We start from the raw sequence: 18,144 nt of genomic DNA, 5'->3' as shown, positions 1-18,144 counted from the left end.
CACCAACACCCCGCCGAGCCCCCTCACCCACGCCCGCACCCTGCTCAGGCAGCACCCCGTCGCCGACGGACACAGCGGGCTTCCCTGGGCGTTGCGGCAACTCTCCTGGTACGACCTGGAGTTGGGTGAGAGCGCCCTGCGCACCGACATCCCGCGCCTGCGCGAGGGCGGCGTGGGCGCCATGTTCTGGTCGCTCACGCTCCCGCCCGAGGCGAACGGAGAGCGCGCCGTCTCCGCGACCCTCGACCTCATCGACCTGGCCGGCCACGTCATCGAGGCCAACCCCGAGGCCCTGCGCCTGACCCGCACCCCCTCGGACGCCGCCGACGCCCGCTCGCACGGCCGGATCGCCTGTCTGCTCGGTCCCGCCGAGGCGCACGCGCTCGGCGACTCCCTCGGCGCCCTGCGCGCCCTGTACGCCCTCGGAGTACGCAGCCTCGGCCTGTACGGAACGTCCTGGGCCGGCCCGCAAGGCCTCACCCGCTTCGGCGAGGAGGTCGTCCGCGAGTGCAACCGCCTGGGCATGCTGATCGACCTCAGCGGCAGCTCGGAACGGACCGTCGAGCGCACGCTCGCCGTCACCAAGGCCCCGGTGGTCTTCTCCCGCTCGGGCGCCGCGGCCCTCACCCCCCACCCGGCCAACCTCTCCGACGCGACGCTCACCGCTCTGCGTACGAACAAGGGCCTGTGCATGGTCCCGTGCGCCTCCGCCCGCACCGGCCCGACGCTGACCCGGATCGCGGACCACCTGGACCACGTACGCGAGGTGGCGGGACCGGAGTGCGTCGCGCTCTCCGGCACGTACGACACGGCGGACGAGCCGGCCGAGGGCGTCGAGGACACCTCGCGCTTCCCGGAGCTGATCGCGGAACTGCTGCGGCGCGGCTGGACCGAGCCCGACCTAGCCCAGCTCACCTGGGGCAATGCCCAACGGGTGCTCAGGGACGCGGTCTTCACCGCCCGCGCGGCCCAGCAGCGCCGCCCACCGTCGACGGCCACGATCGAGCGCCTGGACCGCTAGGCCCGCACCCAAGCATGACCCGCGCGCCAACAGGCCGACCAGCCCGCACGCCAACAGGCCGAGCACCCCGCAAGCCAACAGGCCAAGCAACCCGCCAAGCAGCCCTTACGCCGCCGGCCGCCCCATCGCCCGGTACGTCCAGCCGGCCTCGCGCCACAGGACCGGGTCCAGCGCATTGCGGCCGTCGAGGATGACGCGCTCGGCGGTCACCGCACCCAGCGCCGCCGGGTCCAGTTCGCGGAACTCGCGCCACTCCGTCAGATGCAGCACGACATCCGCGCCACGGACCGCACCGAGCGCGGTGTCCGCGTAGCCGAGAGTCGGGAAGAGGCGGCGGGCGTTGTCCATGCCCTTGGGGTCGTAGACCGTGACCTGGCCGCCCTGCAGATGGATCTGCCCGGCGACGTTCAGCGCGGGCGAATCCCGTACGTCGTCGGAGTCCGGCTTGAACGTCGCGCCGAGCACCGCCACCCGCTTGCCCAGGAACGAGTCGCCGCCGACCGCCTCGCGCGCCAGCTCCACCATGTGCCCACGCCGGCGCATGTTGATCGAGTCGACCTCGCGCAGGAACGTCAGCGCCTGGTCCGCGCCCAGCTCACCGGCGCGGGCCATGAACGCACGGATGTCCTTGGGCAGACAGCCGCCGCCGAAGCCGATTCCGGCGCGCAGGAACTTCTTGCCGATCCGGTCGTCGTAGCCGATCGCCTCGGCCAGCTTCACCACATCGCCGCCGGCGGCCTCGCAGACCTCGGCCATCGCGTTGATGAAGGAGATCTTGGTGGCGAGGAAGGAGTTCGCCGAGGTCTTCACCAGCTCGGCGGTGGGGAAGTCGGTCACGACGAAGGGCGAGCCCTCGCCGATCGGCGTCGCGTACACCTCGCGCAGGATCTTCTCCGCACGCTCGCTGCGCACCCCCACCACGAGACGGTCGGGGTGCAGGGTGTCCTGCACGGCGAAGCCCTCGCGCAGGAACTCCGGGTTCCACGCCAGTTCCGCACCCTCGGGCAGCAGCTCCGCGAGCCGGTCGGCCGAGCCGACGGGCACGGTCGACTTGCCGACGACCAGGGACCCTTCCCGTACGACGGGAGCGAGCGAGCCGAACGCGGCGTCCACGTAGCTCATGTCGCACGCGTACTCACCGTGCTTCTGCGGAGTGTTCACACAGACGAAGTGGACGTCGCCGAACGCGCCGACCTCCTCCCAGGAGGTCGTGAACCGCAGCCGCCCGCTGGACCCCTCGATACCCGCCACGTGCTGGGCGAGCAGCTCCTCGAGCCCCGGCTCGTACATCGGCACCTTGCCCGCCGAGAGCATCTCGATCTTCTCGGGTACGACATCGAGACCGAGCACCTCGAACCCGAGCTCCGCCATCGCCGCGGCATGGGTGGCGCCGAGATAGCCGGTGCCGATCACGGTGATCTTGAGGGACATGTGCGGTGCTCCTGAGGATGCGGGGCAGGACTGCCGCCCGAGCATAGTCGGGGATGCGGAGGGGAACATTCGCCCTCGGTACGGGGGCCTCGGCACGGGACCCGGTGCGGCGCCCGGCACGGGCCCGGGCGCAAGGGCTTTCCCGCTGTCGCCAAGCTCACGTATCACCCAGGGGGCAGGCCCCCTAAAATCTGGGTTACTTAACGGTAGTTAGCACCAGTGCACCTTGGGAGTGAGAGAACTTGGCGGGAAACGCTGAATTCGACCTGTACCGCCCGGCAGAGGAGCACGACATGCTCCGCGACGCCATCCGCTCGCTCGCCGAAGCGAAGATCGCGCCGTTCGCCGCGGCCGTGGACGAGGAGGCCCGCTTCCCGCAGGAGGCCCATGACGCGCTGGTGGCCAACGACCTGCACGCCGTCCACGTCCCCGAGGAGTACGGCGGCGCCGGCGCCGACGCGCTCGCCACGGTCATCGTGATCGAGGAGGTCGCCCGCGTCTGCGCGTCCTCCTCCCTCATCCCCGCCGTGAACAAGCTGGGCTCGCTCCCCGTGATCCTCTCCGGCTCCGAGGAGCTGAAGAAGAAGTACATGGGCCCGCTGGCCAAGGGCGAGGGCATGTTCTCGTACGCGCTGAGCGAGCCGGACGCCGGCTCGGACGCGGCCGGCATGAAGACCAAGGCCGTACGCGACGGCGACTTCTGGGTCCTCAACGGCGTCAAGCGCTGGATCACCAACGCGGGCGAGTCCGAGTACTACACGGTCATGGCCGTGACCGACCCCGAGAAGCGCTCCCGCGGCATCTCGGCCTTCGTCGTCGAGAAGTCCGACGAGGGCGTCTCCTTCGGCGCCCCGGAGAAGAAGCTCGGCATCAAGGGCTCCCCGACCCGCGAGGTCTACCTCGACAACGTCCGTATCCCCGCCGACCGCATGATCGGCGACGAGGGCACGGGCTTCGCGACCGCCATGAAGACCCTGGACCACACCCGCATCACCATCGCGGCCCAGGCCCTCGGCATCGCCCAGGGCGCCCTCGACTACGCCAAGGGCTACGTCCAGGAGCGCAAGCAGTTCGGCAAGCCGATCGCCGACTTCCAGGGCATCCAGTTCATGCTCGCCGACATGGCCATGAAGATCTCCGCGGCCCGCGCCCTCACCTACCAGGCCGCGGCGGCCTCGGAACGCGGCGACGCCGACCTCACGTACCTGGGCGCGGCCGCCAAGTGCTTCGCCTCGGACATCGCGATGGAGGTCACCACGGACGCGGTCCAGCTCCTCGGCGGCTACGGCTACACGCGTGACTACCCGGTGGAGCGCATGATGCGCGACGCGAAGATCACGCAGATCTACGAGGGCACGAACCAGGTCCAGCGCATCGTCATGGCGCGCAACCTGCCGTAACGGCGACGCGGCGCGCCACCTGCCGTACCAGCTACGAGCTCACCGTCGACGGGCGTCCTCCGGGGCGCCCGTCGGCCGTTCCCGGGACGCCGGCCCGTCGTATGTGCAGATGCCCGTCCGTGGGCCAGGGCGGCCGGGCCGGCAGAACCCGGTCGAAGCCGTAGCCGGTCCTCTCGGCGACCCTGCACGAGGCGGTGTTGCCGACCTGGTGGAGCAGGTCGATGCGCACGAGACCGTCCGCCGCGAAAGCGTCGAAGGCCCATACGGTGAGGGCTTCGAGGGCCCGAGAGGCCACTCCCCGTCCCCTGGCCGCCGCGGTCGTCCAGTAGCCGACCTCCGCGGACTGCCGCGTCGCGTCCGGCAGTTTGAGGGCGACGTTGCCGAGCAGTGCGCCACCCACGGAGGGCTCCTGCACCGCGAAGCTCAGATAGTCGCCCGACGCCCAGCCACGGCGGCGGACCTCCAGCCACCTCGCCGCGTCGTCGGTGCCCGCCACCTGGGACCGCAGCCACTGCCGCATCGCGGGGTCGCGGTACGCCTCGGTCAGCGGCTCCATGTCGTCGTCGCGCCAGGGGCGCAGAACGAGTGCGGAGGCAGCCGCGCTCGCGGCCACCTCCAGCGTGACGGCCCTCACTCGGTGACGGTCACCTTCTCGTCGTTCTTCAGCTGCTCGACCAGCTGCTGCACCTTGGCCTTGTCCCAGACCAGGTTGCCGCCGCGGCTGCCCGAGATCGGCATGTTCATGGACTTGCCGTCGCCGCCCGAGACGCTCTTCATCGCCCAGAACATCTCCGCCACGTCGAACAGGCCCATGTCCTTGTCGACGACCAGGGTGTCCAGGCCCGCGCCCATCGTGGGGTAGAGCTTGAAGGGGTTCAGGACCGTGCCCGGGGTCGCGACCTGGCTGGCGAGCGCCGAGAGGAACTTCTGCTGGTTCTTCGTACGGTCCAGGTCACCGCCGGCGAGGCCGTACCGCTGGCGTACGAAGGCCAGGGACTGCTCGCCGTTCAGGGTGTGGGTGCCGGGCTCGAAGTCCGAGCCGGACTTCTTGTCCTTCATCGGCTTGTCGATCTTGATCTCGACGCCGCCGACCGCGTCCACGATGTTGGCGAAGCCGCCGAAGCCGATCTCCGCGTAGTGGTCGATCTTCAGGCCCGTGTTGTGCTCGACGGTACGCACGAGCAGCTCGGGGCCGTCCTCCGCGTACGCGGCGTTGAGCTTCACGCGGCGGCCCGTGTTCGGGAAGGTCTTGCCGGACTCCGAGCCCACGAAGGACGGGATCTCGACGTCCGAGTCGCGGGGCAGCGAGATCATCGTGTTCCCGTTGTCGCCCACGTGCAGGATCATCATCGAGTCCGTGCGCTTGCCCTCGGCCGAGCCGGTGTGCAGGCGCTTCTTGTCCTCGGCGGACATGCCCTCGCGGCTGTCGGAGCCCACGATCAGGTAGTTGGTGCCCTCGCCGCCGCCCGGACGCTCGATGACCTTGGACAGGTCGACCTCGCGCTTGAGCTTGGAGTCCGCCCAGAAGTACGTGGCGACCGACCACACGAGCACGACCGTCACGAAGGTGATCAGGCCGATCTTTATCCGGCGGCGCCAGTTCGGAGCGGGCCGGCCCGTGTCGTAGTAGCCGTCGTCGCCGCCCCGGCCGCCGCCACCGCGGCCGCTGCGGGACGTGCCGCCGTAGACCTGGCCGTCGCTGTAGCCGCTGTCGTAGCTGCCGCGCCCGTCGTCCTGGCCGCCGTTGCCGTAGCGGTCGTCGTTGCCGTACGCGGGCTGCGACGGGACGCCGTACTGAGGTGCCGCCTGAGGCCGGGGGGCCTGGCCGCGCTGGACATGGCGCATCACGCGCGCGCCCTCGGGCTGCGCACTGCCGCTGCCACGCCCGTATCCACGGTCGCGGTCTCCATTCCACCCCTGGGGCCAGTCATTCATGCCCCCAGTGTGCAGGTTCCATAAAGGTCTAAGACAAGGGATGCCGTAAAACCGGACCACGGCTGTTGCAGAGCTGACACAAAGTGCCCACGACCAGCGCGGATAAACAACAGACATAGAGTGGACGGCATGACAGACCAGGCCCGTCCCCCTCAGGCGGAGATTCCGGGCAAGCCGACCTCGGCTTCCCGGACCACCCTCAGCCACATCATGACCCACAACGACACCAACCTTCTGGGGACGGTGCACGGCGGCGTGATCATGAAACTGGTGGACGACGCGGCGGGCGCGGTGGCCGGCCGGCACTCCGGCGGTCCCGCGGTGACGGCCTCCATGGACGAGATGGCGTTCCTCGAGCCCGTACGGGTCGGGGATCTCGTGCATGTGAAGGCCCAGGTCAACTGGACGGGCCGGACCTCCATGGAGGTCGGCGTCCGGGTCCTGGCCGAGCGGTGGAACGAGTCGACCCCGGCCCAGCAGGTCGGCTCCGCGTATCTGGTGTTCGCGGCGGTCGACGCCGAGGGCAAGCCGCGCCGGGTCCCGCAGGTGCAGCCGGAGACGGAGCGCGACCGGCGCCGCTACCAGGAGGCGCAGATCCGGCGCACGCACCGCCTCGCGCGACGCCGGGCGATCATGGAGCTGCGGGAGAAGCGGGCGGCCGAGGGGCTCGAGGACTGAGCTCTGCGGGCCGGCTTGGAAGGTGGAGGTGTCCCGGGGTTTCCAGGGGCTCCTATTCGTCGCCCCTGGCACACACCACCTGATCCCCGGTCACCACACCGAACTCGCCCTGGTGGACGTCCTCGGCCCGCACCGCCCGCACCTGCTTGAAGTCCGGTCCCGCCGTCACCTTCAGCATCCCGCCCTGCCCCTTGACGGCCTTCAGCTCACAGCCGGGCAGCGCCGTCGCAAGCGAGCGGGCCGAGCGGTCCCAGCGCGGGTCGTACTCGACGAGCGTGCGCTTGACGGCAGCCGCGTCCTTCGGCGCCCCGGTCGTGCGGAAGCCCGTCTTGCGCAGGGCCTTGTCCACGCGGCCGCCGAGGCCGGAGACGTCCGTGCCGTTGGCGACCTGGACGCGGATCTGCTGCGGGGCCACATCCACCAGGACCGACTTGCGCTTCTTGCGCAGCGGCGCGAGCGGCTTGTCGTCGCGCAGCGCCTGGAACAGCTTCTCCGAGCGCTCCGGATCCCACTTCAGGGTCGAGCCGATCCCCTTCACCATGTAGCCCATCTCACCGATGGGCACGGAGGTGAACTCCGACGAGGCGGGCGTGAAGCCGCGCATCGCCTTGCCGAGGTCCAGCATCTCGTCCGTACCGAAGGACTTGTCCGCGCGTACGGAACTCAGGATGGTCCTGGTCACGTTCCGGAACTTCACCGGGTTGAGCAGCACCCCGGACGAGGTCGCCTTGGCGATGACCGCGGCGAGGAAGCGCTGCTGGCGCTGCATCCGGCCGAGGTCCGCGGCGCCGTCGATATGCCGCGAGCGCACGTACTGCAGCGCCTCGCCCCCTTTGAGGTGGTGCTTGCCCGCGGCCAGATCGAGACCGGTGTACGAGTCCTTCATCGGGCTCGCGGTGCAGATCTCCACACCGCCGAGCACGTCCACGGTCTTCATGAAGCTGGTGAAGTCGACCTCGAGATAATGGTCGATCTTGACCTTGGTCATGTGCTCGACGGTGCGCACGGTCAGGTTCGGCCCGCCCTCGGCGTAGGCCGCGTTCAGCTTGATCGGGTGCGCCTTGTGCTTCTCGCCGCTGTTGCGGTCGGTGTGCGCGGGCGCCTCGGCGTACGAGTCGCGCGGCAGGCTCACGATGCTGGCGCGGTCCCCGTCGGCCGAGATGTGCACGATCATGATCGTGTCCGTGCAGTGGCAGGGCGCCCCGCCGAGGCGGTACTTGCGCCGCTCCTGCTCGGTGATCTTGTCGCGGCCGTCGGTGCCGACGAGCAGGACGTTCATGCCGTCGCCCCCGGAGGGACGATTCTTCATGTCCTTGAAGGGGTCGACCCGGTCGATGCCGGTGTCCAGGCTGGTCACCACCGCATGCCCGACGCCCGCCGCCGCGAGCACCGCCATCGAGAGGGTCGTCGCCATCCGCATCGCCCACTTGGGCCGGGCCGGTGGTCGCCTGCGCCGTCCGGGCGCCTGCCGCGCGGTTCGCCGGACCGGCTGCCGAGGTCCTTGCCGGGGAGGTCGGGCGGGACTGGGCGGCACGGGCACAGGGGACACCTCCGCAGGCTGAACATATGGAGCAGAAGCGGGCGCAGGGACCGTGCAACCGTAGGCCCATACGAAATGCGGCCCGGGGAGGCCACCCGGGGGCCGCGCGCCCGTGTCCCCCATTCGCGGTAACGTGACGGGTGATGAGCGAGAATCCCCAGTCGACTGCTGTGCAGCCCACCCCTGTCTCCGTGATCATGCCGGTCCTCAATGAGGAGCGGCATCTGCGCGGCGCCATCCACGCGATCCTGCAGCAGGAGTACGCGGGGGAGATGGAGGTGGTGATCGCGCTCGGCCCGTCCACGGACCGTACCGACGAGATCGCCGCCGAGCTGGTGGCCGAAGACCCACGCGTCCACACGGTGCCCAACCCCACCGGCCGCACCCCCGCCGCGCTCAATGCGGCGATCAAGGCCTCGCGCCACCCGATCGTGGTGCGCGTGGACGGCCACGGGATGCTCTCGCCGAACTACATCGCCACCGCCGTACGTCTCCTGGAGGAGACCGGCGCGCAGAACGTCGGCGGCATCATGCACGCCGAGGGCGAGAACGACTGGGAGCACGCGGTCGCCGCCGCGATGACCTCGAAGATCGGCGTGGGCAACGCGGCCTTCCACACGGGCGGCGAGGCCGGACCGGCCGAGACCGTCTACCTCGGTGTCTTCCGGCGTGCGGCGCTCGAGCAGCAGGGCGGCTACAACGAGGAGTTCATCCGCGCCCAGGACTGGGAGCTGAACTTCCGTATCCGCGAGGCCGGCGGCCTGATCTGGTTCTCGCCGGAGCTCAAGGTCTCCTACCGTCCGCGCCCGTCGGTGAAGGCGCTCGCCAAGCAGTACAAGGACTACGGGCGTTGGCGCCATGTGGTCGCCCGCTACCACGAGGGATCGATCAACCTGCGCTATCTGGCCCCGCCGACGGCGGTCTGCGCGATCGCGGCCGGCCTGGTCGTGGGCGCCGCGGTCACCCCGCTGGGCTTCGTGATCCCGGGCGGCTATCTCGCCGCGATCGCCGCGGGCTCCCTGCCGGCCGGCAGGGGACTGCCGCTCAAGGCACGGCTGCAGATCCCGGTGGCGCTCGCCACGATGCACATGTCGTGGGGCTACGGCTTCCTGACCAGCCCCAAGACGCTGGCCAAGAAGGTCATCGCGTCACGGCGGCCCGCGGTCCTGAGCCAGAGCGCCTGATTCGCAGGCGTACGAGATTCGCAGGCGTACGAGATTCGCAGACTTACGAGAAGAGCCCCGGCCGTCGGATGCGGCCGGGGCTCTTCTCGTATCTGCGCAGGACGTGAGCGCTACCAGGTGAAGGCGGGGTTCACGTGCATGCAGGCGTCCTCATCGGCGCCGTTCTCGATGTCCTTCTTGGCCGGCGTCTTCGGGGTCGGCTTCGGCGGGGTGTCGCCCTCGCGCCAGTCCGCGCCCACGATCAGCGTGACACCGGAGACGTCCGTGGTCTGCTTGACCGAACTCAGCGGCAGGCCTAGGGACTTGGCGAGCGCCTGCGCGTCACCCTCCAGCTCGGGGCTGGGGAAGCGGATCGCCGTCCGGGCCTGCGAGGTGTCGTCGCCGGCACCGGGCCGTTCGGCGGTCGCGAGGGTGTAGCCCTTGCCCTTGAGCAGCTCGGCGACCGCGGTGGCACGGCCCTGGAGCGGGGCACGGGTCGCGTCGCCCGAGGCGTTCTGCACCACGACTCCGGTGTCCGCGGGCGGGGCGGCCGGGTCGTCGGAGAGCTCTTCCTTCTTCTTGGCCGCGTCCTTGCCGTCGAGGGCGATGTCCTCTCGTACGAGCTCGAAGAGGTCCGCGGCTTCGCCGGGCTTCGGCTGGACGCGGGCGCCCACGTATTCGTAGGGCATGGTCGTCATGTTGATACGGGAGTTCGGCACCTTCTTCAGCTCACCGCCCAGGTCGGCGAGCTTCTGTACCGACCCGAGGCCGTCGTCGACCTTCAGTGCGTCGGTGGCCGCCTCGGCGAGGTTCAGCATCTCGGCCGGATTCGTCAGCCGGGCGCTGGACTTGAGCTCGCGGACCATCGAGTTCATGTACATGTGCTGGGCCTTGGCGCGGGCGATATCGCTGCCGTCCTCGAAGCCGTAGCGCGTACGCAGCCACTTCAGGGCGTCCTCGCCCTTGACCTCCGTGGTGCCCTTCTCCAGCTTGAGGCCGGAGCCTTCGCCCTTCGCGTTACGGGAGTGGATGTTGGCGTCCACGCAGACCGGCACGCCGCCGATGGCGTCCGCCATCGAGACGACACCGGAGAAGTCGACCATCACGAAGTGGTCGATGTGGATTCCGGTGAGCTTCTCCCAGGTGAGCACGGTGCAGGCCGGGCCGCCCCGGCCGAGGCTCACGTTCGTCATCTCCCGGGTCAGCGGCTGGAAGGTGTCGCCGGTGTCCGGGTCCTGGCACTTGGGGATGTCGAGCAGCGTGTCACGCGGCATGCTGACGACCGACATGTTGCTGCGGTCCGCGGACAGGTGCAGCAGCATCTGCACGTCGGCCAGCGGCTTCGCGCCGACGCTCTCCTTGTGACCGCCGAGCCGCAGATTCTCCTTGGAGTTACGGTCGTCGGAGCCGATCAGGAGGATGTTGAGCGGTGTCTGGCCGGCCGCGTTCGGAGTCGCCTTCGGCGCACGGTTCTTGTCCGGCAGCGGAGCCGTCTCGATGTTGTTGTTGAGGTGCTGGTAGTACAGGTATCCGGCGCCGGCCGTCCCGAGTATCAGCACCGCGAACACCACCGCCGTCCAGCGCAGAGCGCGCCGCCGACGGCTGCGCGGCCGACCGGCCGCACGTCGCCGGTCGCGCCGGGTGGAGGGTTCTTCCTCACCGGGCCCGCGGGGGCCGGGCACGCCCGACCCCTCGTACAGGCTGTCGTCCCAGCCCAGTTCACGCGCCTGCGGTCCGCGCGATCGTCGCGTACCTCTTCCACGCACGCCGTTCTGCGTCATGCCAGTCCCCTCCCAGCCTGGCGCACCATATGACCCTCACCTGTGAACCCCTCTGCCCCAGCAGACGGTTCAGGTGGCCCCCGGGTTCATTTGGCGCAGGTCTTCTTGTCAGCCTCGGTCTTGTCGAGATCGTCCGGCACCGCCACGGCCCCCACGGGCGTGCCGGGTTCCGAGAAGTCCTCTCCGAGGATCAGGACCATCGCAGGCAGTCCCTGATCATTGGTTTCGCTCTTGCCCGGCTTCAACGCTGAACCCGGAAGTCCCATCACCTCGGCCAGCTTGCGCGCCTGATCGGCCTGGTCGGGAGAGTACTCGAGCGTCGTCTTCGCCTGCTTGGGCTCGTGATTGCCGAGCTGGCTGGCCTTGTTCATGCCGTGCTCGGTCTGCAGATACGTGAGCGTCTTGCTCGCCGCGCCCTGGGTGTCACTGCCGTTGTAGATGTTCACGCGGACATCGGCGGCCGCGGACTTGGTGCCCTTGAGGCGCGCGGCCTCGGCGTCCTTCTTCTTCTGCTTCGTCGCCGTCAGCGACACATCGCCCTTTATGGCCCCGAACAGCGGCTTCGCCTTGGACTCGTTGACCAGGACGGTGGCGCCGTCGGTGTTGTCGACGACCGGGACGGTGGTGAAGCTGATGTTCTTCAGGTCCACCCTGCCGAGCTCCATGCCGAGCCCGCGGAGCTTGAACACATCGCTGAGCGTGTCGTCGACGGTGAGCGCCTTCGTGGCGGACTCGGCCAGATCGAGCATGGCGCCCGCATCGGTCATCTTCGACTTCATCTTGCGCATCAGCGAACTGAGGAACTGCTGCTGCAACTTGATGCGGTCGAGGTCCGAACCGAAGCCCACCGCATGACGGGTCCGTACGAACGCGAGCGCGTCATCGCCCTCGACCGTGCTGGTGCCCTTGGGCAGGTTCAGATGCGACTTCGGGTCCTTGATGGGCTTCTCCAGGCAGACGTCCACACCGCCGACGGCGCTGCTGAGCGTCTTGACCGCGTTGAAGTCCGCGACCATGAAGTTGTCGATCTTGATGCCGGTCAGCTGCGTGACCGTACGCATCGTGCAGCTGGGCGTGCGGCCGGACTGGCCGAGGCTGACGTTGAAGCGTTCGTTCGGCGTACCCGGGATGACCTTGTCGTCGCCGTTCTCCTGCTTGGTCGGGCAGTCCGGAATGTCCACGATCATGTCGCGCGGAATGCTCAACGCCGTTGCGTTGGAACGGTCCTTGGAGACATGCAGCAGGATCGTGGTGTCCGCGTGCCCGGGGCTGCCCGAGTCGCCGTACCCCTTGTTGCCCTTGCCGGTGCGCTTGTCGGTGCCGACGATCAGCACGTTGATCGCCCGGTTCTTGCTGTAGCCGCCCGTGCCCGCGCCGTCGTCGGACAGCGAGGTCAGGTTGCCGTTCAGATGCTCTATGTAGAAGTACGCGGTGGCGGAGCCGGCGACCACGAAGAACGCCAGCACACCGCCGGTCCACACGGCGATCTTCTTGCCCTTGGACTTCTTGGGCCGCGGCCTGCGCCGGCCCGCCGGACCCATCGGACCCATCGGATCCTCGGGCATCCGGCGCCTGCGCTGCCCCGGAACGTCACCGGGGGGCGAGCCCTGCGGCCTGCGGCGGGGCCGGGCCTGAGGGCGGTTCGGGGCGAAGCCGGATCTGCGCGGCGAGGGGATGCCTGACTCCGGTGCGGAGGGGTGCAGTCGCAGTTCGTAGTCGCCGGTCTGCGGGTTCAGTACCCACTGGTCTGCGGGGTCGATGTTCTCCGCCCGCCCACGGCCTTGCGCATCCACGGTTGCTTGAGTCCTCCGTCGGTGCCTCGCGGCGCCTTCCCCCTCCAAGGCGTCCGGTCGATCGGTAGTGCAAGTGCGGATCGCTGCTTCATCGCAGTCGGTGCACCGGATCGCTCACACTATCCGCCCAGGTCGGCGCCGAGGGACGACGGTGACAAATTCCACTGGCCTTACAACGGTCAATCCGCCCCAATTCAAGGTCAACGGTCCCTTGCGCTTGGGGATCCCTTTACTAATCCCTTTCCTAACAGGTGGCTCCGGCGGCGGTGCTGCCGCGGAACGTCGGCTCGGGGGAAGGGGTTTGACCCGATTCGCGCTCCGGCTCGCGACCGGGCTTGTCCGCCTTGCCGTCGTCGGACGGTTTCTTCTTCTTGCGCGCGGCCGGATCCTCGTCGGCCGACTTGCCCTCGACCCAGTACCCGTCGTCGACCCAGTAGCCGTCGTCGCTCCAATAGCCGGTGTCCACCCAGTAGCCGCCGTCCCCGTTCTCCGCGCCGTCCCGCTCGCCCGCGGGCTCCTCGCCCTCGGCCGAGTCCTCGGTGGCGGCCTCCTCCGTCTCGGGCGCCTCCTCGGCGACTTGCAGCGGAGCGTCGTCGCGCAGCCGGTCGAAGAGCCGTCCCGCGTCGGGTTGTACGAGTTCGTCCCGGTTGGCGTCGTACAGATAGGACTGCCGGGGCACGGTCAGGAACTGCACCTTTTCCGTGGGGATGTTGCGCATGCTCCGTACGAGGTCATAGAGGTCGGTGAGGCCGGCGATCGCGGGGTCCGTGGTGAGCGAGGAGGTCGCCGCGTCCAGAACGGGGTAGAGCCGGGTCGGGTTGAGCAGTACGCCGTTGCTCTTCACCTTGTTCACCAGCGCACCGAGAAAGGCCTGTTGGCGGTCCATCCGCTCGGTGTCGCTGCCGTTGCCCAGCGTCTTGCGCGCACGGACATAGCCGAGCGCCTGCTCGCCGTTGAGCTTGTGCCGGCCCGCGGTCAGCTTGAGCTTGGCGTCCGGATCGTCGATCGGATCCTTGAGGCACACGTCGACGCCGTCGACGGCATCCACCATCTTCTTGAAGCCGCGGAAGTCCACGATCATGTGGTGGTCCACGCGGATATCGGTGAGCGCCTCGACGGTACGGATCGTGCAGGCCGCACCGCCCCACTCGAACGCCCAGTTGAACTGGGCGAATTGCTCCCTCGTCCGGGTTCCGTCGCGCTTGCGGCAGCTCGGGATGTCCACCATCACATCGCGCGGCAGCGAGACGGCGGTGGCGCTTTTCCGGTCGGCGGCCAGGTGCAGCAGGATCGTGGTGTCCGAGCGGCCGCCGTCGCTGCCCGAATCCTTGCCGTACTGGTCGTTGCCTTCCCCGGCCCGGGTGTCGGACCCGATCAGGAGGATGTTCTGCGCGTCGTGCGTGGACGGCGCGGGCCGCTCCTTCTCGTAGCGCTCCAGCTCCTCGGCGGCGCTGAGGTCCTGGGTGATGTTCCCCTGGAGCCGCTTGTAGATCCCCCAGCCGACACCGGCCGTGACGAGCACGAGCACCGAGACGGCGAGCGCGGCCCAGCGGAGCCAGTGCGGGCCACGGGGTCCGTGTCCTTCGGCGCCGGGCCCGGTCCCGGTCCCGCCTTCGGCCTCCGGCGGGACCGGCTCAGGCGCGTCGTTACCGGGTTCCTCCGGAACCTCAGGCGTGCCTGCGGTGTCGGTCACGACGGAGTCCACCCCTCACGGCGTCGGCATCACGGACGGCGCCCGGTGAAGGGCGCTTCCTCGACCATGACCCGAGGGCACGGTCCGGCGCCTGCGGGCCGGTCCTGACCTGCGCCGGACGGGTGGACTTTGGCTTCGCGGCCGTCGGGAGGTCAGCCCTCCCGCCGCACCGTGACCCGCTCGCTCTCGACCCGCTTCTCCAGCGCCTCGGCCCCGAGCCGGTCCAGGTTCCGGCACAGCACCACCGAGGCGCCGGCGGCCAAGGGGGCGTAGAGCCCGGCGGAGAGGCCGTCCCAATTCCCGTACGAGAGTCCGGACAGCACCCGGTCGCCGGGCCCGAGCCCGAGGCCGCGTCCGTCGGCGAGCGCACGCTCCACGATTTCGGCGCCCGAGAGCGCCGTATCGCCGATGACCAGGGCGTCGTACGAGGGGGATACGGGGGCGAACGGGGCGAACTGGTCGCCCTGGCCCGGCACCTCGACCGCATAGTCCAGGAACCCGTCCGGCGGCTGCGGGAAGCGGCCGCCGAGCGGACGCAGCGCGAGCGCGATCCGCTCGCCGGAGCAGGCGAGGGCGGCGGCCAGTTGACCGGGCTCGGGACCGGAGACGACGAGATCGGCGTCCGCGGGGTCGCCGTCCACGACCGCCGTCACGCCGGTGGACGAACAGGCGAGCAGCCAGACCGCCGTCTGCCAGTGCGCGGGCAGCAGCAGCGCGAGCCGGTCGCCGGGCTCGGCGGAGAGCTCGCTCTGGAGCAGATTCGCGGTCTTGGCCACCCAATTGGCGAAGGTGGCGACGGACAATTCGACGCGCTCACCGGTCGCGTCGTCATAGAAGGTCACAAGCGGGCGGCCCGGGTCCGCGGCCAGCGCGGATCGCAGCAGGTCGGCAGGGGTGCGGTCGGTCGCGTTCACAGCGGCAAGCCTACGCGCGCGGCGCTCCGCCTCCTGTGGGGCGCTCCCCACGAGGGGCCGACGGACCGTCAATTCCCTTACGTCCACGACATGCGGGTATGCCAGGTTCCGCCCACCATCGACGCATGCGCGGATTTCTTGCTTCCTCGATCGGTGTGGCCTGCGCGGTCGCCCTGTCCCTGCCGCTCGCTCTGCCGGCGAGCGCGAACGAGTCGCTGCGCGATGCGGAGGCGGCCGCATCACCGCGCGGCCCCGAAGCCGCCGAGTCGCTGCGCGAAACCGAAGTGGCCGGCTCGACCCAGTCGCTGCCCCTCAAGCCGCTCACCTCGGACCGGGCGCTCGGCGCGGGCGCCGCGCAAGGCGTCGTACGTCAGGAGGTCCTGCCCTTCGCCCTGGTGGGCGTCGTCTGGGACAACCCCGAGGCCGAACTGCACGGCCGGGTCGAGGTGCGCACCCGGGCCGCGGACACCCATGTGTGGTCGGTGTGGCAGCCACTGGAGACGCACAACCACGAGCACTCCGCCGACCTCGACTCTCCGGAACGCGCCTCGGGGCGGCTGCGCGGATCCACCGCACCGCTGTGGGTGGGCCATTCGGACGGCGTCGAGGTCCGTGTCCTGGCGGAGGCGTCCTCCGACCGTGCGGCGGCCCCCGAGCTGCCGAGGAACCTGCGGCTCGAACTCGTCGACCCCGGCGACGAGCCCACTCCGCCCCAGGGCCCGCCCGCGGACGGCCCGCGCAGCGTGCTCACGGCCGAGGCCGCCGCGAGCTGGGCCGTGAACGCGGAGATGGCGCCGCTCGGCGCGGCCGTCATCCCCGAGCTGACCAAGGAGCAGACCGAGGCGGAACTGCTCGCCTCACGCGGTGAGACCACGGGCAAGCCGTTCGTCGGACCCCGGCCGCGGATCATCACCCGCAAGGGCTGGGGTGCGGACGAGAAGCTCCGCGAGAAGAACTTCGTCTATACGAAGGCGGTCCGGGCGGCCTTCGTGCACCACAGCGCGTCGGGCAACAACTACCGCTGTGCGCAGGCGCCCTCCGTCCTGCGCAGTATCTACCGCTACCACGTCAAGAGCAGTGGCTGGCGGGACTTCGGCTACAACTTCGCCGTCGACAAGTGCGGAAACATCTACGAAGGCCGCGCGGGCGGCGTGGCCAAGCCCGTCTACGGGGCGCACACCCTCGGTTTCAACAGCAACAGCGTGGGCATCGCGGTCCTCGGGACGTACTCCAACTCCGCACCGCCCGCGGCCGCGCTCAACGCGGTCGCGAAGCTCTCGGCGTGGAAGCTGGGCCTGTACGGAGCCAACCCGAAGGGCACGACGGTTCTGAAGTCAGGCGGCAGCAATCTCTACAAGAAGGGGAAGAACGTCCGGCTCCATGTGATCTCCGGTCACCGCGACGGATTCGCCACGGAGTGCCCCGGCCGCCGTCTGTACAGCAAGCTCGGCAACGCGCGTCAGACCTCGGCGCACTACCAGGGCCGCTGACGCTTCCGATGCACTCCGAGGCGTGAGGGACCGGACAAATTTCCTACCCAGAACTGCATACACTGGCCGATCCGTGACCTGGGCCGCCCGGCCCCCGGCAGGAAGCGAAACATCGGTGACTGAAGCGATCCTTCTGGTCGGCGGCAAGGGCACCCGGCTGCGTCCCCTCACGGTGAACACACCCAAGCCCATGGTCCCGGCGGCCGGTGTCCCCTTCCTCACCCACCAGCTGGCCCGCGCCCGCGCGGCCGGGGTCACCCATGTCGTCCTGGCCACCTCCTACCTGGCCGAGGTCTTCGAGCCGCACTTCGGTGACGGTTCGGCCCTCGGCCTTGAACTGGAGTACGTCACGGAGGACGAGCCGCTCGGCACGGGCGGAGCGATCCGCAATGTCGCCCCGCGGCTGCGCTCGGCCCCCGACGAGCCGGTCCTGATCTTCAACGGCGACATCCTCACGGGCCTCGACATCCGCGCGCTCGTCTCGACCCACTCGGCCACGGGCGCGGATGTGTCCCTGCACCTGACCCGGGTCGCTGATCCGCGCGCGTACGGCCTCGTCCCGACCGACGACACGGGCCGTGTGACGGCGTTCCTCGAGAAGCCGCAGACGCCCGAGGAGATCGTCACCGACCAGATCAACGCGGGCGCGTATGTCTTCCGCCGCTCGCTCATCGACACCATCCCGGCCGGCCGCCCGGTCTCCGTGGAGCGCGAGACCTTCCCGGGTCTGCTCGCCGAGGGGGCCCATCTCCAGGGCATGGTCGACTCCACGTACTGGCTGGATCTCGGCACCCCCCAGGCTTTCGTACGAGGTTCCGCGGACCTGGTCCTCGGCCGGGCCCCGTCCCCGGCGGTGCCGGGCCGCTGCGGTGACCGTCTGGTCCTGCCGACGGCCCGCGTCGCTCCGGACGCCAAGCTGACCGGCGGCACGGTGGTGGGCGAGGGTGCGGTGATCGGCTCGGGCGCGCGCGTCATGGGCAGCACGATCCTGTCCGGTGCCGTGGTCGAACCGGGTGCGGTGATCACGGACTCCCTGGTCGGCGAGGGCGCCCGGATCGGCGCCCGCACGCTGCTCGACGGTGCGGTGATCGGCGACGGCGCCTCGGTGGGCACCGACAACGAACTGCGCGCCGGGGTCCGGGTCTGGTGCGGCGCGGTCCTCCCGGACGGATCCGTCCGCTTCTCTTCGGACATGTGACCTCGCTCAACCAACCGGAGCCCCGGTTTCGGGAAGGGGCGGGGCGGGGGCGAGGGGAACGCCTACCCTCGTAGGGCACCGCACCGCACCCACCACACTCCCAGGAC

Annotated in this window: 14 protein-coding genes; 6 read left to right on the top strand and 8 right to left on the bottom strand. The window is 69.8% G+C overall.

Features of this window, described 5'->3' with window-relative positions; translation table 11 throughout:
- The coding region (locus G6045_RS29580) for a dipeptidase (protein WP_165335211.1) at positions 1-1,021 on the top strand (1,021 nt) is incomplete at its 5' end.
- A 105-nt stretch (positions 1,022-1,126) separates the two neighbouring features.
- Here G6045_RS29580 and G6045_RS29575 read toward each other — a convergent pair.
- Complete coding sequence (locus G6045_RS29575) at positions 1,127-2,452, bottom strand: UDP-glucose dehydrogenase family protein (protein WP_165335210.1); 1,326 nt, start codon at positions 2,450-2,452, stop codon at positions 1,127-1,129.
- Between the two features lie 293 nt (positions 2,453-2,745).
- Here G6045_RS29575 and G6045_RS29570 point away from each other — a divergent pair, with 293 nt between their 5' ends.
- Positions 2,746-3,852, top strand: coding sequence for an acyl-CoA dehydrogenase family protein (locus G6045_RS29570; protein ID WP_199548000.1), 1,107 nt, complete (start codon positions 2,746-2,748; stop codon positions 3,850-3,852).
- A 31-nt stretch (positions 3,853-3,883) separates the two neighbouring features.
- Here G6045_RS29570 and G6045_RS29565 read toward each other — a convergent pair whose 3' ends face one another.
- Both G6045_RS29565 and G6045_RS29560 read right to left on the bottom strand, forming a co-directional pair.
- Positions 3,884-4,486 (bottom strand): GNAT family N-acetyltransferase, encoded by a 603-nt coding sequence (locus G6045_RS29565; RefSeq protein ID WP_328707944.1) that lies wholly within the window; start codon positions 4,484-4,486, stop codon positions 3,884-3,886.
- Positions 4,483-5,787 (bottom strand): LCP family protein, encoded by a 1,305-nt coding sequence (locus G6045_RS29560; protein WP_165335208.1) that lies wholly within the window; start codon positions 5,785-5,787, stop codon positions 4,483-4,485. The genes G6045_RS29565 and G6045_RS29560 overlap by 4 nt, the downstream gene beginning before the upstream one ends.
- Before the next feature lie 129 nt (positions 5,788-5,916).
- On the opposite strand from G6045_RS29560, the gene G6045_RS29555 reads away from it, so the two are divergent.
- Complete coding sequence (locus G6045_RS29555; protein WP_165335207.1) at positions 5,917-6,465, top strand: acyl-CoA thioesterase; 549 nt, start codon at positions 5,917-5,919, stop codon at positions 6,463-6,465.
- A gap of 52 nt (positions 6,466-6,517) precedes the next feature.
- On the opposite strand, the gene G6045_RS29550 is transcribed toward G6045_RS29555, so the two are convergent.
- Complete coding sequence (locus tag G6045_RS29550) at positions 6,518-7,999, bottom strand: LCP family protein (protein ID WP_456243481.1); 1,482 nt, start codon at positions 7,997-7,999, stop codon at positions 6,518-6,520.
- A 149-nt stretch (positions 8,000-8,148) separates the two neighbouring features.
- On the opposite strand from G6045_RS29550, the gene G6045_RS29545 reads away from it, so the two are divergent.
- Positions 8,149-9,189 (top strand): glycosyltransferase family 2 protein, encoded by a 1,041-nt coding sequence (locus G6045_RS29545; RefSeq protein WP_165335205.1) that lies wholly within the window; start codon positions 8,149-8,151, stop codon positions 9,187-9,189.
- Positions 9,190-9,299: 110 nt separating this feature from the next.
- Here G6045_RS29545 and G6045_RS29540 read toward each other — a convergent pair whose 3' ends face one another.
- The 4 genes from G6045_RS29540 to G6045_RS29525 form a co-directional block, all read right to left on the bottom strand.
- Positions 9,300-10,949, bottom strand: a complete 1,650-nt coding sequence (locus G6045_RS29540) for an LCP family protein (RefSeq protein ID WP_165335204.1) — start codon at positions 10,947-10,949, stop codon at positions 9,300-9,302.
- An 86-nt stretch (positions 10,950-11,035) separates the two neighbouring features.
- Positions 11,036-12,742 (bottom strand): LCP family protein, encoded by a 1,707-nt coding sequence (locus tag G6045_RS29535; RefSeq protein WP_165335203.1) that lies wholly within the window; start codon positions 12,740-12,742, stop codon positions 11,036-11,038.
- 244 nt (positions 12,743-12,986) lie between these two features.
- Positions 12,987-14,435: an LCP family protein gene (locus tag G6045_RS29530; RefSeq protein ID WP_328707943.1), complete on the bottom strand. Its 1,449-nt coding sequence runs from the start codon at positions 14,433-14,435 to the stop codon at positions 12,987-12,989.
- A 152-nt stretch (positions 14,436-14,587) separates the two neighbouring features.
- Positions 14,588-15,349: a TIGR03089 family protein gene (locus G6045_RS29525; protein ID WP_165335201.1), complete on the bottom strand. Its 762-nt coding sequence runs from the start codon at positions 15,347-15,349 to the stop codon at positions 14,588-14,590.
- A 125-nt stretch (positions 15,350-15,474) separates the two neighbouring features.
- Between G6045_RS29525 and G6045_RS29520 the strand changes: the two genes are divergently transcribed.
- Both G6045_RS29520 and manB read left to right on the top strand, forming a co-directional pair.
- Complete coding sequence (locus tag G6045_RS29520) at positions 15,475-16,839, top strand: peptidoglycan recognition protein family protein (protein WP_165335200.1); 1,365 nt, start codon at positions 15,475-15,477, stop codon at positions 16,837-16,839.
- A 115-nt stretch (positions 16,840-16,954) separates the two neighbouring features.
- On the top strand, positions 16,955-18,037 hold the full coding sequence (gene manB, locus G6045_RS29515; RefSeq protein WP_165335199.1) for a mannose-1-phosphate guanylyltransferase: 1,083 nt from the start codon (positions 16,955-16,957) through the stop codon (positions 18,035-18,037).
- The last annotated feature ends 107 nt before the right edge of the window (positions 18,038-18,144 follow it).

Source organism: Streptomyces mesophilus, assembly GCF_011044995.1.
GTDB classification, from domain to species: domain Bacteria; phylum Actinomycetota; class Actinomycetes; order Streptomycetales; family Streptomycetaceae; genus Streptomyces; species Streptomyces mesophilus.
This window is presented reverse-complemented; position numbering and strand designations above follow the sequence as displayed.